This is a genomic window from Pseudomonas sp. NFPP12, from assembly GCF_900103205.1.
Taxonomy (GTDB): Bacteria; Pseudomonadota; Gammaproteobacteria; order Pseudomonadales; family Pseudomonadaceae; genus Aquipseudomonas; species Aquipseudomonas protegens.
Genome location: NZ_FMWW01000001.1, coordinates 1,648,376 through 1,667,940, shown reverse-complemented (window position 1 = coordinate 1,667,940; position 19,565 = coordinate 1,648,376). Strand labels below are relative to the sequence as shown.

General features: G+C 64.3%; 27 protein-coding genes. 15 read left to right on the top strand and 12 right to left on the bottom strand.

Going from position 1 to position 19,565, the window contains the following annotated elements; genetic code table 11:
- Positions 1-185 precede the first annotated feature (185 nt).
- Positions 186-878, top strand: a complete 693-nt coding sequence (locus tag BLS75_RS07280) for a tRNA (adenine(22)-N(1))-methyltransferase (protein WP_338109286.1) — start codon at positions 186-188, stop codon at positions 876-878.
- A 75-nt stretch (positions 879-953) separates the two neighbouring features.
- Here BLS75_RS07280 and BLS75_RS07275 read toward each other — a convergent pair whose 3' ends face one another.
- On the bottom strand, positions 954-1,436 hold the full coding sequence (locus BLS75_RS07275; RefSeq protein WP_072452397.1) for a GNAT family N-acetyltransferase: 483 nt from the start codon (positions 1,434-1,436) through the stop codon (positions 954-956).
- A 213-nt stretch (positions 1,437-1,649) separates the two neighbouring features.
- On the opposite strand from BLS75_RS07275, the gene BLS75_RS07270 reads away from it, so the two are divergent.
- Positions 1,650-2,501 carry a hypothetical protein gene (locus tag BLS75_RS07270; protein WP_072452396.1) on the top strand — a complete coding sequence of 284 codons (852 nt, stop codon included), beginning with the start codon at positions 1,650-1,652 and terminating at the stop codon, positions 2,499-2,501.
- A gap of 113 nt (positions 2,502-2,614) precedes the next feature.
- Entirely contained in the window at positions 2,615-3,040 is a 426-nt protein-coding gene (locus tag BLS75_RS07265) for a GNAT family N-acetyltransferase (protein WP_072452395.1), read from the top strand.
- Positions 3,041-3,103: 63 nt separating this feature from the next.
- Here the strand turns inward: BLS75_RS07265 and BLS75_RS07260 are convergent, their stop codons facing one another.
- Positions 3,104-3,535 (bottom strand): hypothetical protein, encoded by a 432-nt coding sequence (locus tag BLS75_RS07260; RefSeq protein WP_015635144.1) that lies wholly within the window; start codon positions 3,533-3,535, stop codon positions 3,104-3,106.
- Between the two features lie 233 nt (positions 3,536-3,768).
- Here BLS75_RS07260 and BLS75_RS07255 point away from each other — a divergent pair, with 233 nt between their 5' ends.
- On the top strand, positions 3,769-4,719 hold the full coding sequence (locus BLS75_RS07255) for an AraC family transcriptional regulator (RefSeq protein ID WP_072452465.1): 951 nt from the start codon (positions 3,769-3,771) through the stop codon (positions 4,717-4,719).
- A 356-nt stretch (positions 4,720-5,075) separates the two neighbouring features.
- Positions 5,076-6,008 (top strand): alpha/beta hydrolase, encoded by a 933-nt coding sequence (locus tag BLS75_RS07250; protein ID WP_072452394.1) that lies wholly within the window; start codon positions 5,076-5,078, stop codon positions 6,006-6,008.
- 131 nt (positions 6,009-6,139) lie between these two features.
- Here BLS75_RS07250 and BLS75_RS32030 read toward each other — a convergent pair whose 3' ends face one another.
- Positions 6,140-6,286 carry an MFS transporter gene (locus tag BLS75_RS32030; protein WP_139187205.1) on the bottom strand — a complete coding sequence of 49 codons (147 nt, stop codon included), beginning with the start codon at positions 6,284-6,286 and terminating at the stop codon, positions 6,140-6,142.
- Between the two features lie 116 nt (positions 6,287-6,402).
- Here BLS75_RS32030 and BLS75_RS32565 point away from each other — a divergent pair, with 116 nt between their 5' ends.
- From BLS75_RS32565 to BLS75_RS07230, 4 genes are all read left to right on the top strand, one after another.
- Positions 6,403-6,573: a winged helix-turn-helix transcriptional regulator gene (locus BLS75_RS32565; protein ID WP_170866309.1), complete on the top strand. Its 171-nt coding sequence runs from the start codon at positions 6,403-6,405 to the stop codon at positions 6,571-6,573.
- A gap of 56 nt (positions 6,574-6,629) precedes the next feature.
- Entirely contained in the window at positions 6,630-6,929 is a 300-nt protein-coding gene (locus BLS75_RS07240) for a barstar family protein (RefSeq protein WP_011060681.1), read from the top strand.
- Between the two features lie 84 nt (positions 6,930-7,013).
- Complete coding sequence (locus BLS75_RS07235) at positions 7,014-7,865, top strand: EcsC family protein (protein WP_072452393.1); 852 nt, start codon at positions 7,014-7,016, stop codon at positions 7,863-7,865.
- 12 nt (positions 7,866-7,877) lie between these two features.
- Positions 7,878-8,453 carry a GNAT family N-acetyltransferase gene (locus tag BLS75_RS07230; protein ID WP_065363706.1) on the top strand — a complete coding sequence of 192 codons (576 nt, stop codon included), beginning with the start codon at positions 7,878-7,880 and terminating at the stop codon, positions 8,451-8,453.
- Between the two features lie 34 nt (positions 8,454-8,487).
- Here BLS75_RS07230 and BLS75_RS07225 read toward each other — a convergent pair whose 3' ends face one another.
- Genes BLS75_RS07225 through BLS75_RS07215 form a run of 3 tightly spaced genes read right to left on the bottom strand, consistent with a single transcriptional unit; the run spans position 8,488 to position 9,664 of the window.
- A complete protein-coding gene (locus tag BLS75_RS07225) occupies positions 8,488-8,922 on the bottom strand; it encodes a hypothetical protein (protein WP_072452392.1) in 435 nt (144 codons plus the stop codon).
- A 4-nt stretch (positions 8,923-8,926) separates the two neighbouring features.
- Complete coding sequence (locus BLS75_RS07220) at positions 8,927-9,256, bottom strand: cyclic-phosphate processing receiver domain-containing protein (RefSeq protein WP_072442378.1); 330 nt, start codon at positions 9,254-9,256, stop codon at positions 8,927-8,929.
- A 27-nt stretch (positions 9,257-9,283) separates the two neighbouring features.
- Positions 9,284-9,664 (bottom strand): hypothetical protein, encoded by a 381-nt coding sequence (locus BLS75_RS07215; protein WP_041752167.1) that lies wholly within the window; start codon positions 9,662-9,664, stop codon positions 9,284-9,286.
- A 434-nt stretch (positions 9,665-10,098) separates the two neighbouring features.
- Between BLS75_RS07215 and BLS75_RS07210 the strand changes: the two genes are divergently transcribed.
- From BLS75_RS07210 to BLS75_RS07200, 3 genes are read left to right on the top strand one after another with little or no spacing between them, the layout of a single operon-like run.
- Entirely contained in the window at positions 10,099-10,887 is a 789-nt protein-coding gene (locus BLS75_RS07210; protein WP_072452391.1) for a hypothetical protein, read from the top strand.
- A gap of 26 nt (positions 10,888-10,913) precedes the next feature.
- Entirely contained in the window at positions 10,914-11,543 is a 630-nt protein-coding gene (locus tag BLS75_RS07205) for a DMP19 family protein (protein ID WP_072452390.1), read from the top strand.
- Positions 11,544-11,600: 57 nt separating this feature from the next.
- Positions 11,601-12,047: an NUDIX hydrolase gene (locus BLS75_RS07200; protein ID WP_176876720.1), complete on the top strand. Its 447-nt coding sequence runs from the start codon at positions 11,601-11,603 to the stop codon at positions 12,045-12,047.
- Between the two features lie 58 nt (positions 12,048-12,105).
- On the opposite strand, the gene BLS75_RS07195 is transcribed toward BLS75_RS07200, so the two are convergent.
- The 3 genes from BLS75_RS07195 to BLS75_RS07185 all read right to left on the bottom strand — a co-directional run bounded on the left by BLS75_RS07195 (position 12,106) and on the right by BLS75_RS07185 (position 16,146).
- The gene (locus BLS75_RS07195; RefSeq protein ID WP_072452388.1) at positions 12,106-14,577 is read right to left on the bottom strand and encodes a TonB-dependent siderophore receptor; all 2,472 of its coding nucleotides are present in this window, start codon (positions 14,575-14,577) and stop codon (positions 12,106-12,108) included.
- 68 nt (positions 14,578-14,645) lie between these two features.
- The gene (locus tag BLS75_RS07190; RefSeq protein WP_072452387.1) at positions 14,646-15,620 is read right to left on the bottom strand and encodes a FecR family protein; all 975 of its coding nucleotides are present in this window, start codon (positions 15,618-15,620) and stop codon (positions 14,646-14,648) included.
- Positions 15,613-16,146 carry an RNA polymerase sigma factor gene (locus tag BLS75_RS07185; protein WP_011060692.1) on the bottom strand — a complete coding sequence of 178 codons (534 nt, stop codon included), beginning with the start codon at positions 16,144-16,146 and terminating at the stop codon, positions 15,613-15,615. The genes BLS75_RS07190 and BLS75_RS07185 overlap by 8 nt, the downstream gene beginning before the upstream one ends.
- Before the next feature lie 302 nt (positions 16,147-16,448).
- On the opposite strand from BLS75_RS07185, the gene BLS75_RS07180 reads away from it, so the two are divergent.
- On the top strand, positions 16,449-17,072 hold the full coding sequence (locus BLS75_RS07180; protein ID WP_072452386.1) for a cell wall hydrolase: 624 nt from the start codon (positions 16,449-16,451) through the stop codon (positions 17,070-17,072).
- Here the strand turns inward: BLS75_RS07180 and BLS75_RS07175 are convergent.
- Both BLS75_RS07175 and BLS75_RS07170 read right to left on the bottom strand, forming a co-directional pair.
- Positions 17,069-17,434 (bottom strand): hypothetical protein, encoded by a 366-nt coding sequence (locus BLS75_RS07175; RefSeq protein WP_072452385.1) that lies wholly within the window; start codon positions 17,432-17,434, stop codon positions 17,069-17,071. The two genes, BLS75_RS07180 and BLS75_RS07175, sit on opposite strands and share 4 nt — an antisense overlap.
- Positions 17,435-17,465: 31 nt before the next feature.
- A complete protein-coding gene (locus BLS75_RS07170) occupies positions 17,466-17,867 on the bottom strand; it encodes a GFA family protein (RefSeq protein ID WP_072452384.1) in 402 nt (133 codons plus the stop codon).
- Between the two features lie 117 nt (positions 17,868-17,984).
- Between BLS75_RS07170 and BLS75_RS07165 the strand changes: the two genes are divergently transcribed.
- Together BLS75_RS07165 and BLS75_RS07160 are read left to right on the top strand one after the other, a co-directional pair.
- On the top strand, positions 17,985-18,542 hold the full coding sequence (locus BLS75_RS07165) for a hypothetical protein (protein ID WP_072452383.1): 558 nt from the start codon (positions 17,985-17,987) through the stop codon (positions 18,540-18,542).
- Between the two features lie 38 nt (positions 18,543-18,580).
- On the top strand, positions 18,581-19,042 hold the full coding sequence (locus BLS75_RS07160; protein WP_072452382.1) for a methyltransferase family protein: 462 nt from the start codon (positions 18,581-18,583) through the stop codon (positions 19,040-19,042).
- A gap of 13 nt (positions 19,043-19,055) precedes the next feature.
- On the opposite strand, the gene BLS75_RS07155 is transcribed toward BLS75_RS07160, so the two are convergent.
- Entirely contained in the window at positions 19,056-19,493 is a 438-nt protein-coding gene (locus BLS75_RS07155) for a hypothetical protein (RefSeq protein WP_019094994.1), read from the bottom strand.
- Between the last annotated feature and the right edge of the window lie 72 nt (positions 19,494-19,565).

Genomic DNA, 19,565 nt, shown 5'->3' with positions numbered 1-19,565 from the left:
AGGTCTGCCTGCGCTCAGAACCCGCCATGGAGGACGCTGCCTTCGACCCTGTCCGGAGCGGGCCTTTGCGGCACCCGCATCCCCGGCCCCGGTCGCATAAATTTGAAATGCCCGGCATTGCTCGCCAGAATCGCCCCCCGATCCGGCACAAGGTGCCGGACCTTGGTGGTGAAAAGGGGCAGCAGTTGAATCAGCAGACATTGTCCATGCGCCTGGCGCGCGTGGCGGCGCATGTACCAACCGGCGCACGCCTGGCCGATATCGGCTCGGATCACGGCTATCTGCCGGTGGCCTTGCTGCTGCGCGGCAGCATCAGCGCGGCGGTGGCCGGAGAGGTGGCGTTGACGCCGTTCCACGCGGCCCGGCGCACGGTGCGCGACAACGGCCTGGAGCAGCAGGTCAGCGTGCGCCTGGCCGATGGCCTGGCGGCGATCGAACCGGGCGACGCCATCAGCGCCATCAGCCTGTGCGGCATGGGTGGCGAGACCATCCGCGACCTGCTGCAAGCCGGCAAGGCGCGCCTCAATGGCCAGGAGCGGTTGATCCTGCAGCCCAACGGTGGCGAGCAGCCCCTGCGCCAATGGCTGATGGACAACGGCTACCGCATCCTGTGCGAAGAGGTGCTGCGGGAAAACCGTTTCGACTACGAAATCATCGTCGCCGAGCGCACAGGGCCGGTGAGCTACAGCCCCCGGGAGCTGTACTTCGGCCCTCTGCAACTGCAGGCCCGCAGCCCGGCGTTCCTGGCCAAATGGCAGCGTCTGCTGCGCCTGAAACAGCGCACCCTGGAAAACTTCAGCCGGGCACAGGCTGTGCCCGCAGAGAAGGTGCAGGACATGGCCCGGCAGGTGCGCTGGATCAGCGAGTTGCTGGGCTGAATCGAAGTTCAAGGCTGTTTTTCGGGTGCAAAACGCGTCATGCCGGCTTGCCTGATGCCGAAGGGGGCGTTGCAGTCAGCCCTGCACTGTCCAGAGCATGGTCTGCACCTGGATGTGGGGGGGGCTTTGCAGAGGCTCCCACTCATCAATGAACGCGAACCCCTGGCGCAGATAGAAACTCGCGGCCCTGGCATTGGCGGGGGAGACGTCGAGGAACACCCGCTCATGGCCTTGTTCCCGTGCGCGCGACTTCACCGCTTCCACCAGCCGGGCCGCCACGCCGGAGCCACGGGCCGCGGGTGCGACCCACATGCCGATCAGGTTGTAGCGGTTTGCCTCACTGACTGCGGCGCCGATCATTCCCAGGGGCTGGCCATCCTCGATGGCCAGCCAGAATGCGCTGGTCGCGCCCGAGGCACGTTCCTGCCACTGCTGATCACTGTACCGGGCGGCACTCTGGTAGCTGACCCCGAACGCGGTCGGGGCGTCCTGCAGCGCGGCGAGACGAACTTGCTTCAACAGCCTCCAGTCCTTGGTTTGCGTCGGTCGAATATCCATGGTGGTCTTCAGGTCGAGTGAGGCAGCAACCTCTCACAAGGCTGGCGCAGGAACAAGCGCGCCTTGCCCGGTGCTGCGCTTGCCGGCGGCCTGCGCTTGCCATTTGCCAGCATCTTGTCGCTGATGAAACGCTGGCTATATGATCGCGCGTCATGCCATTGGCCACTTGCGTGGCCGGCGTTTTCTCATCGGTTCTACAGGGATGTTCCAGGGATGAAAATCAAGAGCAATACAGGTCTGCACAAGGAAGGCCGGCTGGCTGCGCGACTGGCCGGCTGGTTGCTGGCGCCGTGCATGCTGGCGGCTTCGATGCTGGCCCAGGCCGGTGCGCCGATCCCTCCCGGCGCAGTGCTGGCGGTGATGCAGAACGTCGAGGTGCCGGACCAGGATGAAGAGGTGGAGCTGGAAGACGGCGTTACCGCTACCTTCTGGTACGGCCAGGAGCTGGACTTCGACGGCAAGCACTATTACGCCACCTTTGTCTGGCACACCCGGGACCGCGCCGCCCGCGAGGGCGAGGATTTTGCCGCGCCGGAGGTTCAGGTCCGGCTGGCCGATGCCACCTTCGAACTCACCAACCCGGGCCAGAAGCAGGCCTATTCCATCCGCAGCATCGAACGCAAGATCGGCTTCTTCGGCGGCGGCGAGAAGCCCGAGGAAGTGGACACCAAGCGCAAGGCCGTTGAGCACCGTACCGCTGACGGCCGCCTGCTGCTGGCGGTGCCCACGGCCACTTTCGACAATGGGGTGATCACCAGGGGCTACACCATGCTGGTGTTCAATCCGAACAAGAAACCCGAAGACGATGGCTGGGTCTGGTCCTACGTTGGCCAGGTGCGCACCGGCGAGGACAACTCCGCGGCCTGCGACGACGGCGCGGTCATGCCCTGCATCGGCAGCGACGGGGAGCTGAGCTTCGTCGCCGGCCAGGAGCCGCTGCCGCAGGTGCAGGTCAAGGTCAGCGGCACTACCTTCGAGGGCCCGGGAAAGGTCCGTTCGCTGGCGACCGCGGATAACCTCACCTATGTCTACGACAGCAAGACCGAGCAGTACGTCAGCCGCTAGTTGCGGCAGCGACGGCCAGGTAGCGCAGCCTTGCCAAACCCACGATCCTCCAGGGAGGATCGTGGAGCGCTTTCACCCCGGTCCGGCACAGCCATCATCCAAGGAAACGGCGAATGAGTACGCGTATCGACATGCTGATGAACCCGGGGCCGGAGGTGCGCGCTGCGATCCTCGAGCCCTTGCGGGCTCACAACCGGGCCCAGGCGGGCGATCCCAAGCCCGAGGCCATCGCCCTGGTGGTTCGCGACGAGCACAGCGGTGAGATTCTCGGTGGCCTGCAGGCGGAGATTTTCTATCGCTGGATGTTCATCGAGCTGCTGGCGGTCCCCGAGCAGACACGGGGCCAGGGCACGGGCTCGCAATTGCTGAACATGGTCGAGGAGCTGGCCCGGGAAAAGGGCTGTATCGGCATCTGGCTCGATACCTTCGACTTTCAGGCGCCGCAGTTCTATCAGCGGCACGGCTTCAGCGAATTCGGCCGGCTGGAGGAATTCCCGCCGCAGCACCGGCGTTTCTTCCTGCACAAACGCCTGGTCTGAACCCTCGAGCCCTGGCTGGCGAACCCGCATGCAGCGCGTTCCCGCAGCCTGGGCCGCGGCTACTCAGGCGTGGGCATCGACGCCGATCCGCGCCAGCAGCCAGTCCTGATAGAGCGCGGGGCTGTCGGTGGTCTGGCCGCCGTTTTTGGCAACGACCGTCTTGCCGTCCAGGCGCCCGATTTCCATCAGGTATTGCAGGCCCTTGAGCACATGGGTGGCGTCGTCCTTGCCCAGGGACTGCACATCGGGCAGTTGGACGGAGTTGCTCTTGTCGTCGAATGTCGCCCAGGTGGGGTTGGCTCTGTATTGGGCTATCAGTTTGGCGTCCGAGATTTGCGATTCATGAAAACTGGCGTCGATCTTCGCCTGCATTTGTGGCGTCGCATTCTCTACCTGGATTTTCATGGACTTCAGCGTGCCATTCTCCAGCGCCCTGGTGATTCCCTTGAGGCCCATGGCTACGAGGGATGTCGAGTTTGAGATGCTTCCTGTCATGAGACTGCTCCTGGGTGGGTTCTGGCCAAGCAGAGCAAAACCCGGGCCATGGGCCCTGAACATGATGCAGCGTGGCGTTGGCAGCGGCGCCAGCAGCGATGGCGGGCAGAAGTTGGCCGTAGTGGGCAAGGGATTGCCATTGGATCGCCTGCTTTTGCCAGCCACTACTGCCCCGAGGCGGATATCGACCCGTGTCCGCCGCCCTGGTGGCCGTGAAGAAAAACTCGATCTGCATGGCCAATCGGCGCACAGTGGCCGCCTGTACTGTTGCCACTTCCGATTGCCCGCCCATGACCCAGCCCCGAACCCCCACCGCACTCGCGGCCCTGATTGCCCGGCACACCCCGCACTCCGGCGACTTTCCCAGCGCCGTGCCCAACCTGACCTTGCACCGCCGTTCCACGCCGACCTCGGCCATTCCCTGCATCTACAGCCTGGGCCTGGGGGTGATTGCCCAGGGCGGCAAGCAGGTGCTGCTGCAGGAGGCGGTGATCAATTACCGGGCCGGGCAGGGCATGCTGACCAGCATCGACCAGCCGGTGGTGGCCCGGGTAACCGAGGGCTCGGCGGCCGAACCTTTCCTGGGCATGATGCTGACCCTGGACATGCACCAGATCCTGCAAACCGCCGCACAGATGCAGCCGCCACCGCCTTCGCGGGCCAGCGATTATCGGACGGTGGTGGTGGATGAACTGGAGCCGGGGCTGGCCAGCGCTCTGGAGCGGCTGGTGGGCTTGCTCGACGAGCCGGCGCTGATTCCCCAGCTGGCGCCATTGATCCAGCAGGAAATCATCGTCCGGCTGTTGGCCGGGCCCTACAGCCTGGCGTTGCAGCAGTTGCTGGCGGTGGGTTCGCCGACCCAGCAGATCTTCAAGACCGTGGCCTGGCTCAAACAGAACTTCACCCAGCCGTTGCGCGTCGATGATCTGGCGCAGCGCGCCCATATGAGCCCGTCCACCTTCCGCCAGCATTTTCGCGCCATCATCGGCGTCAGCCCGCTGCAGTTCCACAAGCAGTTGCGCCTGCAGGAAGCCCGGCAGTTGATGCTCAGCCAGAACATCGATGCCGGGCGCGCCGCGGGGCTGGTGGGCTATGAAAGTGCTTCGCAGTTCAGCCGGGAATACAGCCGGGTGTTCGGCGCGCCGCCGCAGCGGGATATCCGCAGGATGCGCGAGGCCGGGTAAGGGCCAGGTTGCAGTGCAGGGTTCAGCGAAATAGGCAAACAGGCTGTGGCGCGGCTCTAGGCGCCTAACCATTCGATCCGCCACGGATAGGCTTGTTTCTAGCTGTTTGTGTTGCAGCGAAACGCCCTTTGGGGTGAGCCGGCAGAATCCGCAAAACAGGCAAACTTGCCGTCAGAATAGGCAAGGTTTCGCCGCGAGCCATTTCTATACTGGTGCCCAACGACGCAGCAGCCCCAAGGCCTGCCGTGTCCCGGGCGCTTTCGGTAACGCCCGACTCCGCACTCCCGCACACGGGAGCGAGCGGTCCGCCTATCGATCCAGACGAGCCTGCCCAGGGCGGCTCAAGGAGTACGGTCATGAGCAACAGCATCGAACACGTCAGCTTCCCCAACTTCGGCTGGGACAACGCCGCGGACATCTATCTGCCGGCGGATTTCCACCCGGGCAAGCGCTACCCGGCCATCGTCAGCACCCATCCCATCGGCAGTTGCAAGGAGCAGACCTCCGGCAACATCTACGCCGCCGGGCTGGCCCGGGCCGGGTTTGTGGTCATCGCCTTCGACGCCAGTTTCCAGGGCGCCAGCGGCGGCCAGCCACGCTTTATCGAAGACCCGGCCACTCGCGTGTCGGACATCCGTTTCGCCATCGACTACCTGGTGACCCTGCCTTATGTCGACCCCGAGCGCATCGGTGCCATCGGTGTCTGTGGTGGCGGTGGCTACACCATTCAGGCGGCAATGACCGACTACCGGATCAAGGCCCTGGCCTCCATTACCGGGGTCAACTTCGGCCGCCTGATCCGCGAAGGTTTCAGCAACTTCGATCCGGTCAGCGCCTTGCACGCCATGGCGAAGCAGCGCACCGCCGAGGCCCGGGGCGAGGCGCGTCATGTGATCGACTACCTGCCAGCATCGGTAGCCGAGGCGCAGCAGAACGGCATCAGCGACATCGACGTACTGGAAGCCACCGAGTACTACAAGACCGCCCGGGGCCAGCAGCCAAACGGCGCCACCAGCGGTCTGTTTTCCTTCAATAGCGCGGCCTTTGGCTGGGATGCCTTCCTGCAGGCCGAGGTGCTGCTGACCCAGCCACTGATGGTGGTGGTCGGCGACAAGCCCGGCGGCTTCGGTGCCTACCGCGACGGCCTGGAAATCCATGGCCGCGCGGCCTCCCGGGACAAGCATCTGGTGGTCGCTGAAGGCGGGTCCCACTACGACCTGTACGACCGCGCCGAAACGGTGGCGCTGGCCATGGCGCAATTGGTGCCGTTCTTCCAGCAGCACCTGTAAGGGGAGAGGCAGCCGCCGCTGTCGCCTGGCCGGCGACGGCGGCTTTGTCGCGCCCGGGCACCAAACCGCTCCCCCGGCAGGCCGCCGGTGAGCAGCAGGCTGGCGAAGCTCAGGGGGTAGGCATTGATGACTCACTGCAGGGCCGTGATGCCGGCATCCATGTCCCGAGCAATGGATTCCAGGGCGACATTGACGATCGAGGTGTCGAGGATCACCACCCCATAGCTCCGGCAGGGGGCGATCAGTACTTGGCGTTGCAGGCGGTGCTTGAGGTCCATGGGGGCGTATTTCCTTTGCCGCAGTGCGGTGCGACTATACGAACCTTTTTGCACACCATGCTTTGGGCTGGATCGAAGTGTGCGGCGAAACCTTCGCCGAGCCGGTGCGGGGGGGCATGCTCATCATCCTGTCCGATGGCAGCTCGCTGTCCGCCAGCGCCCTGGCCGAAGCGGCGGGGATGTCACCGCAGACCGCCAGTTCGCATCTGGCCAAGCTGCTGGAGAGCTATTGCAAGCTGGGCTGGGAGCAGTTGCAGCGCCAGCTGGGTGTCCAGCCGCTGGCCTGAAGCCCTTGTGGCCAGCCAGCGAAAGCCCCTTCAAGCCATTACCCAAGGAATGACGAATGAGCCGCCTGCCCCTGCAACACATCGACCTGAGCCAGGTGACGAGCACCGCTGAATTGCACCTGGTGCTGCGCGATGCCCTGGGCTTTCCCCATTGGTACGGCTGTAACTGGGATGCCTTCTGGGACGCCATTACCGGGCTGGTGGAAATGCCCGAACAGTTGCATATCAGCGGCTGGCAAGCATTGTCCCGGCGCCTGCCCCGGGACGCGCAACTGCTGCTGCAATGCCTGGAGCGGATGAAGGTCCAATACCCGACGCTGGCTGCGGACCTGCTGTTGGAGCCAGCCAAGCCTTAGTCCTGCCTATCGCCGGACGCGCAATTGAGCCACGACGCCGCCTGGCAACGGTTTATTCTTTCCCGAGGCAGTGAACAGCCACCCATGGAGACGCCTGTGAGCATCAAAGACCATCCCGCGGATTACCAGGACCTCAAGCGCGCCGTCGCCTTGCTGGAGTCGCCTTCACTGACGGCGCGCCTGTCCGCGCTGCTGGGTTCGCCCATCGAAAGTGCGGTCAAGGCGCTGCCGGCGGTGGTGGCGAAAAAGATCAACGGCGCGGTGGTGGCGGCCCTGCACAGCTCCGCCGATGCGGCGCTGTGGAGCCTGGACAACGCGCCCAAAAAGCCGGCATCGACCTTGCTGCACAAGATGTACGCGGCCACTTCCGGCGCTGTGGGCGGGGCCTTCGGTTTTGCCGCGCTGTTTGTCGAGTTGCCCATTTCCACCACCATCATGATGCGCTCGGTGGCCGATGTGGCCCGCAGCGAAGGCTTCGATCTGGCGGATTTTGCCACCAAGCAGGCCTGCATCGAAGTCTTCGCCATGGGCGGCAACAGCCAGGCCGACGACGCCACGGAAACCGGCTACTACATCACCCGCAGCTTCACCACCCAGGCCATGCAGCAACTGTCCAAGGAACTGGCGGCCATTGCCGCCAAGCGCGGTGCCGGGGCGGTGGGCAGCTTGTCGCCGGGGCAGGTCGGCAAGTGGCTGGCGCTGCTGATCGAGAAAGTCGCCAGCCGTTACGGCGTGACCATCTCCAGCAAGTTCGCGGCCCAGGCGGTGCCGGTGATCGGCGCCTTTACCGGCGCCACCATCAATGCGCTGTTCACCGACTTCTACCAGGACATGGCCCGTGGGCACTTCACCGTCAAGCGCCTGGAGCACAAGTACGGTTTTGAGCAGATCAAGGACGAGTATGCGCAGATCCTGCGCAAGCAGCTGGCAGGCTAGGGCGGTATACCCATGAGCGACTTTCCCGTTATCCGCACCCCGCGCCTGATCCTCAGGGAACTGTGCCCGGCCGATGTCCCGGCACTGTTCGCGATCCACAGCGACGCCGATGCCATGCAGTGGTTCGGCACCGACCCCATTACCGACTACCCGCAGGCCGAGCAACTGCTGGCACAGTTCTCCAGTTGGCGGACCTTGCCCAACCCAGGGGTTCGCTGGTGCATCGAGCGCCAGTCCGAACCCGGCCTGTTGGGCACCTGCGGCCTGTTCAAATGGAACCGGCAGTGGCGCAGCTGCGCCGTCGGTTTCGAGCTGGGGCGTGCGGCGCAAGGGCAGGGGCTGATGACCGAGGCGCTGGAGGCCGTGGTTGGCTGGGGCTTCGAGCATATGGCGCTCAACCGTATCGAGGCCCAGGTGCATCCGCGAAACCTGGCGTCCCTCAGATTGCTGGAGCGGGCGGGCTTTGTCCGCGAAGGACTTTCACGTCAGGCGGGATACTGGCTGGGGACTCATCATGATCTGGTGCAGTACGGGTTGTTGAGGGCCGACTGGCTCAGTCTGGCGCCGCTCGCCGCAGGTTCTGCGTAGCCCATAGCGCGAATATCAAGCGGGCGCTGGCAGCTCAGCTGTTGCCCGGCGTCGGCGCATCGCTGTCCTCGACGGGCTCCAGGTCGTGGTAGGAGGGGAAGACCTTCCTGTTACTGATCTTCAAGCCTGTCGGTTGCTCGAGCCCGTGGGTCTTACTGGAGTCCCAGGTGCGCCGTTCGCCGCAGTAGGTATGCACCACTTCCGAGTTGTCCCAGAACAGGCGCTCCAGCAGGGCTTCGTACTCGGCCAGCCACGAATCATCGAAGATGTAACTGCCTTTGGGGGAGGTGGCGAAGTGCACCATATGCCCGAAGTAGCAGTGCCCCCGGCTGTTTGGCAGCACGCTGAAAAGCGCCCTGGTGATCTGCGCCCCCGTCACTGGCAGGCTTTGCAGCACTGCACGATTGTGCGCTTCGGCAGCCGGCGAAGGGTCAAAGCAATGGATGTATCCATACAGGTTGCCGCTCATGGGGTCAGTTGCCTGCGTTATGGGTTGATTGGCGGCATCCGTTGTTGCGGGCGAGCCGATCGATCGCTTGCACACCCGCACGCATCTTTTCCACGGCGCTGGCATTGGCCGAGTGGATGTGAATACGCGGCGGATGAAAACCATTGAGGGCCACGGCCTCTTCGATCCACAGGATCACGTCGTAACCGGTGCCGCGCTGATCATCTCCGAGGTCGTGGTCGAGGCTGACTTCCTCGACGCCACCGGCTTTCAGCAGCGCGATGACTTCGTCCGGCCAGTAGGTGCGAACCCAGCCTTGCGGGGTTTGGCGTTCGTCGTCGAGGTAGATTTTCATGGGCCTGTTTACTCTTGCAGATGCAGTTCAAGCATCGGCGTCGTTCGCGATGACATGCAGCACAAGGCTTAGCGAGTCGTCGGTGAGCAGCGGTGGGTGATCCTGATGCCGCTTGTCGATGAAAAAAAGCGCACCCGGCGCTGTTTCAGCGGGCATGGAGAGGCAAGGGTAGAGTCGGTTTTTACTGGCCTCGGCATACTGGATATGAACCTCGCTGTGCTCAATCCAGATCCTGCTCGATTGACCGGAGCAACTCAGGAACAAGGTGCTGAAACTGGATTGCTCCTGCTCCAGCGGCATTGATTGAGACTCGCCGTGCCGGCCTTTGCGAATGGCTCGTGCCATGGCATTGAATGCTTTGGGTGTGCCAAAGAAATGCAGTTCCTGCCCGTTCAGTCTTGCCAGCACGTCAAGTTTCCTTTCATATCGCGTCGGTCAACGCTGGGTCATTGCAACCTGCGCCGGAGCGCTGACAGGACCGCGTCAGCGTGGCAGAGTGGCCTGCCCAGAGGAATGGCGCCGGCTGTTTCAGGTGCCAAGGTGATCGTGCTGGGCACGCCCTGGTCGCAGAGCTGCTGTTGAGCTTGCAACAGGACTCGGCGGCTGCCTGTAAGCCAATGCTTGTTCTGCTCTGACAGCAGTGCAGCGACTTGCGGTGGATGGTCTTTTACGGTGGATGTCTGGATGAATTTTCGCCCAGCTATATACCCCGATATTGAGCAATAAGCCATTGCCGGGCTCAAGGTTGCATTGTTTCTCCGGCACTGGATTAGTCCGCCGCACTTGTGTAGAAACGCTCCTTCCTTCAACCCGGCACCCGTTGCCACCCCAGGTAGAGCCCCATGCGGCCCAACGCCGAACTGCGATTGTTTGCACTGCCCCTGTGCGCTGGCCTGGTCTACGCCGTGATCAAGGGCCTGATCAAGGGCTGGAATGGCACGGAGCTGTTTTCCGGGTTTCTGTTTGGCAGTGTGATCGCCATGGTCCTGGGCATTCCCCTGTTGCTGTGGACTGAGCGGCGCTGCCCGCAGGCCAGGGCGCGCTACCTGTGGATCAGCCTGATACTGAGCCTGGTGGCCACGGTGCTGGTGCGTACTTCATGGATGCAGCTGTTGCTGCTGCCGCTGGCGGGCGGGCTGGCCCTGGCTGGCCTGTACAGCCTGCTGAGCCGTGGAATTGATCAGCTGTCGGTGCCGCCCCATGGGCGAGGGCCGGGCTTGCGGCGGCTGCTGGCGGTGCCGCTGTCGGGGGCGCTGACCCTGGGGGGCGTTGCGGTAACGCTCTATCCCAAGGGCGCGGAAAGCCTGCCGGTATTCTTGCTGGGGGCCATGATCGGTGCCTGGATCAGCATGCTGGTCAGTTGGCCGGTGCTGTGGCTGGTGGAGCGCTTTCTCGCCACTGGCTGGCGCTATGTGATCGGCGGTGGCCTCAGTGGCGTGCTGATCTGGCTGCTGTCCGGCGCCCCGGGGCTGTTCGCCGGGTCCCTGAAGGGGGCTTCGGGGCTGGACTACTGGATCCCCTTGCTCAACCGTGGGATCTTTCCGTTCCTGCTGCTGGGGCTGCTGGGCGGTGGGCTGTTCACGGTGCTCCACGGCATCGGCCCGCGCCGCCGTCCGGCCGCTTGCGACTGAATTACATTGCCCAAAGGTCCTGCCTGATGAACCTCAGCCCCATCACCCACGTCGCCTTCGAGGATGAAATGCTCTGCCTGAGTTGGGCCGACGGCTTGCGGCTGCGCCAGCCCCTGAGCCGTTACAGCCGGCTGCGGGAGGCCACGCCCGAGCAGCGGGCGGATTTTGTCATCGCACATCGGGGCTGGTCCGTGTCCTGGCCGCACCTGGGCGAGCCGGTGCTCAGTCTCAACGCCATCGACTGGATCTGGGAATGCCTGTGCGATGAGTCCATGGCTCGCCTGAAGGCCCTGGACTGGCAACTGCAGCAACTGCCGGCGGACGACCAGGCCATCGTCGCGCTGTGGCGGCTGGAGGCGGACGGCTACAACGGCGGCTTCCTGCAGTTCTTCTGCAACTGGGGGCAGCAGACCTGCGAGCTGGCGCTCAGCACCCTGGCCGCGATCGGCGCGCGCAACACTCGGGCCCTGGTCAGCCGCCAGCGCCAACTGATCGCGCACCTGGAAGACCACCCGCAACTGGAGCAACTGTGGGACATTCCCGGGCTGCTGAGCGACGAGGAACATGAGCTGATCAGTGGCGAACTGGACGAGCAACTGTGGTCGGCGATGGAGGAGGTCCCGGCCTTGGCGGTGAAGTATTTTTACGTTGGCTGAGGGGCCTGGCGCCATGGTCTAATGCGGCGCCTCGTCTCGGCAAATGGACTTCACCCCATGTCTGAACCCCGCATCCGCGCGCTCGCGCTGTGCATCTTCCATCACCAGGGCAAGATCCTGGTCAATCAGTTCTTTGATGCCGACAAGCAACAGAGGCTGTTTCGCCCCCTGGGTGGCGGCATCGACTTTGGCGAGCACAGTGCCCAGGCAATCGTTCGGGAAATACAGGAAGAGCTGGGGCTGTCGATCAACAGCCTGCGCCTGATCGGCACCCTGGAAAGCCTGTTCACCTATGCCGGCAAGCCCGGCCATGAGTTCGTCCAGGTCTACGACGCCCGCTTCGACGACCCGAGTGTCTACCTGCGTGCCCAGCTCGATGCCCGGGAAAGCGATGGCGCGCCCTTCGTGGCCCGCTGGCAGGGCAGCGCCAGCTTCACCGAGCAGACGCCGCTGGTTCCCGCGGGCTTGGCGGACCAGCTCAAGCAGGCGGGCCTGCTTGGCTGACGGGCACTGATGCTGCTTGGTGCCCTGCCGGGCGGGGTGGCCCGGCAAGGCCGCCGGCTCAGAAGTCCCAGCGGGTGCTGAGCATGAAGTTGCGGGGTTCGCCGTAGGCCGCCGAATTATAGAAACCGACGTTGGTGTAGTAGGACTTGTCGAAGATGTTGTTGACGTTGAGGGTCGCCGACAGGTTCTGGGTGATCTGGTAGCGGGTCATCAGGTCCACCAGCCAGTAGGCCTCCTGGGAAATGTCTTCGTTGATCTTGCGCGGTGCGTTGTAGACCGAATACCAGCCCTCGCTCTGCCAGCGCAGGCCGCCACCGACGGTCAGCTTGTCCAGGTCGCCCTTGAGCTTGTAGCTGGTGTAGAGGTTGACCTGGTCCTGCGGCTCGAAGGTGGAGATCTTGTCGCCCTCGTCATCACGCACGATCTTGTGGGTGTAGCCGGCCTGCACTTGCCAGCCCGGGCTCAGTTCGCCGGAAATCTCCAGTTCGTAGCCCTTGGTCACGGCCTTGGCGCCCTTGAACGCGTAGTTGTCGGGTGTGGGCGACTGGTTGTTGTAGGCATCGTCCGGCACCGAGCGGTTGGTCTCGTGCACTTCGAAGTAGGCCAGGCTGCTGTTCAGGCGGCCTTCGAAGAACTCGCCCTTGAGCCCCAGCTCGTAGTTCTGGCCTTCGTCCGGGTTGAGCAGCTTGCTGTCCTTGTCCTTGTTCCAGCTTTCCTGGGGCATGAAGATATCGGTGTAGCTGGCGTAGACCGAGAAGTGGTCATCGAGGTCGTAGACCGCGCCGACGTAGGGCACGAAGCGTCCGCTTTCCTTGTAGGACGGGGTCAGGCCGGTGAGGTGATAGTTGACCACGCGCCCGCCCAGAAACAGGTTCAGGTCGTCCATCAGGTTGAGGCGGGTGGTCATGTAGGTGCCGGTCTGGCGCACGGTGTCGTCGGTGCGCTGGGCCGGCAGCCCCCAGATGGGCCGTTCGATCTTGCCGTGCCAGTTGTAGAAGTCCACCACGTTACCCTTGCCCCCGGGGAAGTCCGGGGACCAGTAGCCCTTGCCGGTCCAGCGCGAGTTGGCGATGGAGCCGCCCAGCACCAGTTCATGCTCGCGGCCGAATAGACTGAAGGGGCCGCTCAGGTACAGGTCGGCGGAATCGCTGGTGGTGTCGCCGGTGTACTTCTGTGCGTTGACCTTGGCCGTGCCATCGGTCTGCGGTTCGTCGAACTGGATCGAGCCGAGTTCGGCGTGGTAGCTGTTGATCTTGTGGTCCAGTTGCAGCTTGGTGACCCAGCCATCCCCCAGGTCGTGTTCGAGCATGGCAAAAGCGGTGCGGGTGTATTGCTCCCAGCCGCTCCAGGTCGCGCCGTTGTTGTAGGAGCGCGACATGCTGTTGTGCCCGCCGGTGGCGTTGATCAACGGGAAGGTGCCGGACCAGCTGGAGCCCTTGGGGATGTTGTCCTGGTAGTCGCCGCCCACGGTCAGCAGGGTGTCGGGGGACAGGTCGAATTCGAGGATGCCGTAGTAGGTCGAGGTCTTGCGCGAATAGTGGTCGAGGAACGACTGCTTGTCCTGGTAGGCCGCCACTGCGCGGCCGCGAACATTGCCGGTTTCGGTCAGCGGCCCGCTGACGTCCAGTTCGCTGCGGTAGTTGTCCCAGGAGCCCATGCCCAGGGAGGCGTGGCCCTGGAACTGGGCGGTGGGCTTCTTGCGCACCAGGTTGATGGTGGCGCCCAGGGAGCCGGCGCCGGTCAGCAGGCCGGTGGCACCCTTGAGCACTTCCACCCGGTCGTAGATGGCCATGTCGCTGAGGGTGTTGCCAGCCGAATAGGCGACGTTGCGCACGGTGGAGGGGATACCGTCGTACTGGAAATTGTTGATCGAGAAACCGCGGGCGTAGTAGTTGGTGCGGTCGGTGTCGTAGGCCGAGACGGTGATGCCCGGGGTGTGGCGCATCACGTCGTCGACGTTGTTGAGGCCGAAGTCTTCCATGTGCTGCCGGGTGACCACGGTGATCGACTGCGGGGTCTGCCGCGGGGTCAGCACCATGCGGGTCGCCGTGGCGATGGTGCCTGGGGTGTAGGAGCCGCTGCCTTCGGTGACGGTGCCCAACTGGTTGCTGACGATCTGGGTGGCCTCCAGCTCCACTGCCTGGCTGCTCTGGGGCAGGCGGGTCAGCAGCACCGCGTTGGCGCCGTTGCGTTCAAAACCCAGGCCGGTGCCGGCCAGCAGCTTGCCCAGTGCCTGTTCCGCGCTCATGCGCCCGCTGACCCCCGCCGACTCGATCCCCTGGGCCAGTGCCGCGGAGTAGGCGATCTGCAAACCGCTCTGGGTACTCAGTTGGTCCAGGGCATTGGCCAGGGACTGGCGGGCGATGGCAAAACTGTAGGTGGCGGTTGCCTGGTTGCCGGTAGCGGTGGTGGGCTCGACCGCCATCACGGGGTTGCAGGCCAGGCAGATGGCCAGTGCGAGGATGCTGCGGGCCGGGGTGAGTGTTGGAAGGTGCATGGAAGTCCCGTACGAAATAGGAATGATTTGCATAAGCAAACACCCTGACGGGTTGGCCTCGGCAAAGCCGTAAAACTTTTTTCAGCCCCCCGGGCAGTGTTTCAGCGCAGTACCAGGATGCCGCCCGGCAGGCGGGTGAGCTCGGTGGCGGTGACTTTGCTCAGGGCCCGGACAATGGCCTGCGGGTCATCGAGCTGGTAGTTGCCGCTGACTTTCTGCTGCGCCGCGTCGGCGTTGAACAGCAGGATCGGTGCGCGATGGTACCGCCGCAGCTCCTGCAGAACCTGGGCCAGGGGTGCGTTCTGGAAGGACAGGCGGCCGTTGATCCAGGCCAGTTGCCGTTCGCTGCCCTCGGGGTTCAGGGGCAGCAACCGGTGGCCCTGCAACTGTTGCCAGTTGCCGGCTTGCAGCAGGCTCTGCTGGCCGTTTTCGTCGGCCAGGCGTACCCGGCCTTCGCGTACGGCCACGGTCACCCCGTCGGCCTGGCGGCTGACGCTGAAGCGGGTGCCGACCACGGTCACCGTGGCGCTGCCGGCCTCGATGGTCAGCGGCCGGGACGGGTCGTGGAAGGCCTCGACATAGAGCTCGCCGCGCAGCAGCTGGATGCGCCGCCGGGCGTTGCTGAAGTCGCTGCTGATGGCGCTGCCGCTGCCCAGCACGATGTGCGAACCATCGGCCAGGTCGAAGCGCTGGAGCTCGCCGACCGCGCTCAGGTGATCGGCCTGCAGGCGCAGCGGCAGGTCGCCGAACCAGCCGGCACCGAGCATCACCAGCACCGTGGCCGCGGCGGCCAGCCAGCGAGTGCGGTGGCGTTTTCTGCGCGGCGTGGCGGGGGCCGGGGCGGCCGGCAGGTCCAGGCCCAGTGCCAGTTGTTCCAGGGCCTGTTCGAAGGCGCTGGCCTGCCACAGGTCTTCCAGGGCGCGGTAGGCCTCGGCGTGCTGCGCATGGCTGTTGCGCCACTGTTCAAAGCGCTGGCGCAGCGGCAGGTTGTGGGTCATGGCCTCACGCTGGGTGAACCAGTAGCTCGCCTGCTCGCGAATGGCGTCGCCGGGAAGGGCGCTGAGGTGTTCAGTCATCGGGGTTCTGCCGGTCGGTGGCTTTGATGCAGGCATTGAGTGCATGGCGCAGGTCCTTTTCCACCGTGCTCAGGGAAACCTGCAAGCGCTGGGCAATCTGGCTTTGCGAAAGATCGTGCAGTTTATGCAAAACCAGGATTTGTTGCTGGCGCTTGGGCAGGGTGGCCAGTACCTGTTGCAGCAAGTGCAACTGCTGCTGGCCCTGGACATGGCTTTCCGGCCCGGGGGCAGCGGTGGGCACTTCGCTGAGCTGGCTGGCGTCGGTGGGCTGGTACTCGAAGCGGCGTTTGCTGCGTTGGCTGCGCAGGTGATCGAAGGCCAGGTACTGGGCGGTCTGATAGAGGAACGGCTGCAAGTGCTCGATGGGGCGGGCGTTGAGCGCCTTGGCCACCCGCAGGTAGGTCTCCTGGGCCAGGTCCTCGGCCAGGTTGGCGCACCCCACCACCCGCGCAAGCATGCGGATCAGCCCCCCGCGCTGCGCAATGAACAGCGCGCTGAGTTGTTGCTGGTCGTCTCCGGTTTCCATCGCCCACTGCTCCCACTACCTGATACGGCTCAGCGTGAATGGCTGGGCATTCTAATGAGAATTCTTATCATTACCAGCGAATTTCCACGGAAGCCTTGTCCTGGGCTTTGTGCAGGGCTTGCGGCACCAGGGAATGATTCGCGCGGCCCATGGTCGATTCAACATGGCCCCCGGTGACCCGTTCGCTCCCCCTCGACGCGCCATCGTGCCGGCCATGCTGTAACCGGTTGCGCCGCTCTGCCGCGAGGTACGTTCAGGGGCGGCGCTGGCAGGGGGTAAAGATTTTTCGGGAAGGATCGATCATGCGCTGGATTGTCAGGACCCTGTGTTTTGCCTTGTTGTTGCCCGCAGCCCAGCTCTGGGCCGCCGACCCGCAGCCGGCGGTCCAGGCCGCTGCCCAGGACAAGGCCCAGGCGCTGGAGCAGAAAGCCGCGGACAAGGAGAGCCCGAAGGCCGAGCCCCAGGCCGCACCCATCACCAAGAACGAAGTGCAGGCCGTGGACCCGGCCGGCCAGGCCCCGGTGGACGACGCCATCACGTGCCTGTCGCGGACCATCTACTGGGAAGCCAAGGGCGGTGAAAGCGCCGATATGGAGGCCGTGGCCAATGTGGTGCTGAACCGCCTGGGCCATGAGGGTTTTCCCGGGACGGTGTGCGAAGTGGTCAAGCAGGGTTCGGAAAAAAGCCCCTGCCAGTTCTCCTGGTGGTGCGATGGCCGGCCCGACCAGGTGGAAGAGGAGGGCCGCTATACCATCGCCAAGGAAATTGCCCGCAAGGCGCTGAACCAGCAGCTCAAGGACCGTACCGGCGGCGCTCTGTTCTTTCACGACCGCAGTGTTTCGCCGGACTGGTCCCGGGCCTATATCAAGACCACCGAGATCGGCAGCTTCAGCTTCTACAAACCCAAGGACGTCGCGGCGCGCTAGTGGCGTGGGTTTGAGTCGTGGGTACGGACCTGGTCGTCCTGGCGCAGCCAGCGTTTGCCGAGGGTGGTCAGCCGATGGCGGATGGGCTGGCTGAACATTTTTTGCGAGACCTGGTGCAGCAGGCTTTCGCACAGCTCGCGATCCAGCGGGAAGCCGGCTTCCAGCCATGCCACAGCACAGTGCTCCCAGTGTTCGGAGCCGGACCCCAGGGCGCTCAGCAGCAACTGGCGCAGGCACAGCGGTTCACCCGGCGGGGGCTCTATCCTGAGCCCGGCGAGGGCGCCAGGCAGGTCGGCCGCGACCGATTCGTAGGGGCGTTCAAGCAACGGTAGGAGCCAGACGTAGCTGAAGTGCCGGGTCATGACAGGGGCATTCCTCTGGGTGCGGCGTGGCTTATTGCACTTGGTCGAACTGATCGGTGATTGCATACCAGTCGGCCTTCATGGCCACGCAGTAATGCTGTTGCCTGGGGGCTGCGAAGGGCGTGTCCAGGGTGGCAATGGCGATGGAAATCCACTGGTGATATTCGCCCTGGGTGTCCTGCCAGAATAACGAAGAGCCGCAGTGGCAGCAGAACTGGCGCAGCACGCCAGGGGAGGATTCGTACACCTTGAGCGCCGATCTCTGGTCGTGGATTTCCAGATTCGCACGCGGCGTACTGGCGTAGGAAGCAAAGGCCGCGCCGTGGCCCTTCTGGCACTTGTGGCAATGGCAGTGGGTGACGGCTTTCAGCGCGCCGCACACTTGGTAAGTCACCGCGCCGCACAGGCAACTGCCTTGATGCTGGTTTTGCATGGTCAGGGTTTCCGAAGTTTCAGGGCCAGCATTGCCGCGAGTGGGTGAACCCTTTATAAAACGCCGGCTGCTGATCGCAGCAGCTGCCCAGGAACCCGACCCGCAAGGAGCGACATAGTGAGTCAATCGCCTCACCCCCTCAACACCTGCATAGGGCGCGTGCGCCTGCCGGGTCTCGCCGGCCTGCTGCTGGCGCTGGCCGGCTGCGGCGCCCTGACCGATGTGCGGTCCTTTTCCACGCCCTATTCCACGCCGCCGGGTGGCGAAACCGTGCGCCTGCGGGTGATCAGCGACGGCATGGTGCGCGGTGTGCCCAGGTCCGACTGCGTGGATTTCCGCCTGCCCGGTGCCGGGGTCGTGGTGGCTGCCCGGGACGGCTACGCCAACCGTAACGGTGAAAGCCTGGGCATGGCGGCGCCGCAGACTCCCGCAGTGCCCGGTACCCGGACCGAAGTGCTGGTGCCGGCCGGGCAGCCCATGGCGTTCCACTACCTGGGCAACCAGTGCTACAACCTGTTCAGCTTCGTGCCCAAGGCAGGCATGGACTACCAGCTGGAAGCCTCGGGGATGTACAAGTGCGCGGTGATGCTCAAGCAGGCGCCGCATGGCTCGAAGGAATATGCTGCGGCCCCGTTGAAAGACAGCAAGCTGTGCCGGGTGACGGACAACCTGTAACGCCCCGGACCTGAACCCGGGCAGAGGAGAGAGGCACCATGCAGGCCTTGGAAAACCGCATTCCACCCCCCCTTGTCGCGGTCCTGTTTGCCGTGTTGATGGGGCTGTTCGCGCGCGGCTTGCCGGGCCTGGATCCGGGCTTGGGCACACGCCTGTTGCTGGCGCTGCCGCTGGTGATGGCCGGGCTGCTGTTTGTCCTGGCCGGAGGGCTTGCCTTTCGCCGGGCCAAGACCACGGTCAACCCGCTGAAACCCGTCAGCGCCTCGGCTCTGGTCACCTCGGGGATCTACCAGTACACACGCAACCCGATGTATGTCGGCTTTGCCCTGTGGCTGCTGGCCTGGGGGCTGTACCTGGCCTCGCCCCTGGTGCTGCTCGGCGTGCTGGGGTTCGTCCTGTACATGAACCGCTTTCAGATCTACCCCGAAGAACGGGCGCTCGGGCATTTGTTCGGGGCTGATTTTGCGGCGTATCGCCAGCGTGTGCGGCGCTGGCTTTAGGCGGTACGGCTGTTCAAGCCGCCACTTGCGCCTGCAGTTGCAACTGGCCATCCACTTCGCGGGTCAGGCCGCTGGCGACGAACAGCGGTACCAGCAATTTGTGCAGTTGGGGGTCGACGAATTCCTTGACCGTTGCCAGGTCCAGATCGCCGCTCGCCGGCAGTTCGGCCTTGGTGAAGGACAGCCAGGCTTTCTTCAGGGCCTGCAGCACATCGCTGCCGGCGGTGGAGGCGAAGCGCCGGTTGGCCACCCGGCCGGCGAAGTTGAAGGTGTGCTGGTAGTCGTAGCCGCTCTCGTCACCCTGGCTGGCGACGCAGCGACCACAGGAGCAGGGGCCATCGGCGAAGGCCGCGCGCAGGTAGCTGTTGAAATCGACGATGGGCTTGAGGGCCAGGCGCTTGTCGACTTCGAACAGGTCCCCGGTCATTTTTGCTTCACTGCTCAAGGTCATTTTCCTCACTGTCAGGCGGTGTATTTCTCAAGGGGCGCACCATACCAGCCGGATCGGCCCAGGGGTACTTTT

Excerpts from the sequence above, each read along its gene's own strand:
- BLS75_RS07230 (WP_065363706.1), top strand. The coding sequence starts at position 7,878 with ATGAGCGACTTTCCCGTTATCCGCACCCCGCGCCTGATCCTCAGGGAA.
- BLS75_RS07225 (WP_072452392.1), bottom strand. The coding sequence starts at position 8,922 with ATGAGCGGCAACCTGTATGGATACATCCATTGCTTTGACCCTTCGCCG.
- BLS75_RS07270 (WP_072452396.1), top strand. The coding sequence starts at position 1,650 with ATGAAAATCAAGAGCAATACAGGTCTGCACAAGGAAGGCCGGCTGGCT.
- BLS75_RS07180 (WP_072452386.1), top strand. The coding sequence starts at position 16,449 with ATGCGCTGGATTGTCAGGACCCTGTGTTTTGCCTTGTTGTTGCCCGCA.
- BLS75_RS07210 (WP_072452391.1), top strand. The coding sequence starts at position 10,099 with ATGCGGCCCAACGCCGAACTGCGATTGTTTGCACTGCCCCTGTGCGCT.
- BLS75_RS07190 (WP_072452387.1), bottom strand. The coding sequence starts at position 15,620 with ATGACTGAACACCTCAGCGCCCTTCCCGGCGACGCCATTCGCGAGCAG.
- BLS75_RS32030 (WP_139187205.1), bottom strand. The coding sequence starts at position 6,286 with ATGGACCTCAAGCACCGCCTGCAACGCCAAGTACTGATCGCCCCCTGC.
- BLS75_RS07200 (WP_176876720.1), top strand. The coding sequence starts at position 11,601 with ATGTCTGAACCCCGCATCCGCGCGCTCGCGCTGTGCATCTTCCATCAC.
- BLS75_RS07250 (WP_072452394.1), top strand. The coding sequence starts at position 5,076 with ATGAGCAACAGCATCGAACACGTCAGCTTCCCCAACTTCGGCTGGGAC.
- BLS75_RS07160 (WP_072452382.1), top strand. The coding sequence starts at position 18,581 with ATGCAGGCCTTGGAAAACCGCATTCCACCCCCCCTTGTCGCGGTCCTG.
- BLS75_RS07195 (WP_072452388.1), bottom strand. The coding sequence starts at position 14,577 with ATGCAAATCATTCCTATTTCGTACGGGACTTCCATGCACCTTCCAACA.
- BLS75_RS07155 (WP_019094994.1), bottom strand. The coding sequence starts at position 19,493 with ATGACCTTGAGCAGTGAAGCAAAAATGACCGGGGACCTGTTCGAAGTC.
- BLS75_RS07240 (WP_011060681.1), top strand. The coding sequence starts at position 6,630 with ATGAGCCGCCTGCCCCTGCAACACATCGACCTGAGCCAGGTGACGAGC.
- BLS75_RS07170 (WP_072452384.1), bottom strand. The coding sequence starts at position 17,867 with ATGCAAAACCAGCATCAAGGCAGTTGCCTGTGCGGCGCGGTGACTTAC.
- BLS75_RS07220 (WP_072442378.1), bottom strand. The coding sequence starts at position 9,256 with ATGAAAATCTACCTCGACGACGAACGCCAAACCCCGCAAGGCTGGGTT.
- BLS75_RS07175 (WP_072452385.1), bottom strand. The coding sequence starts at position 17,434 with ATGACCCGGCACTTCAGCTACGTCTGGCTCCTACCGTTGCTTGAACGC.
- BLS75_RS07185 (WP_011060692.1), bottom strand. The coding sequence starts at position 16,146 with ATGGAAACCGGAGACGACCAGCAACAACTCAGCGCGCTGTTCATTGCG.
- BLS75_RS07275 (WP_072452397.1), bottom strand. The coding sequence starts at position 1,436 with ATGGATATTCGACCGACGCAAACCAAGGACTGGAGGCTGTTGAAGCAA.
- BLS75_RS07260 (WP_015635144.1), bottom strand. The coding sequence starts at position 3,535 with ATGACAGGAAGCATCTCAAACTCGACATCCCTCGTAGCCATGGGCCTC.
- BLS75_RS07205 (WP_072452390.1), top strand. The coding sequence starts at position 10,914 with ATGAACCTCAGCCCCATCACCCACGTCGCCTTCGAGGATGAAATGCTC.
- BLS75_RS07255 (WP_072452465.1), top strand. The coding sequence starts at position 3,769 with ATGGCCAATCGGCGCACAGTGGCCGCCTGTACTGTTGCCACTTCCGAT.
- BLS75_RS07235 (WP_072452393.1), top strand. The coding sequence starts at position 7,014 with ATGGAGACGCCTGTGAGCATCAAAGACCATCCCGCGGATTACCAGGAC.
- BLS75_RS07265 (WP_072452395.1), top strand. The coding sequence starts at position 2,615 with ATGAGTACGCGTATCGACATGCTGATGAACCCGGGGCCGGAGGTGCGC.
- BLS75_RS32565 (WP_170866309.1), top strand. The coding sequence starts at position 6,403 with ATGCTCATCATCCTGTCCGATGGCAGCTCGCTGTCCGCCAGCGCCCTG.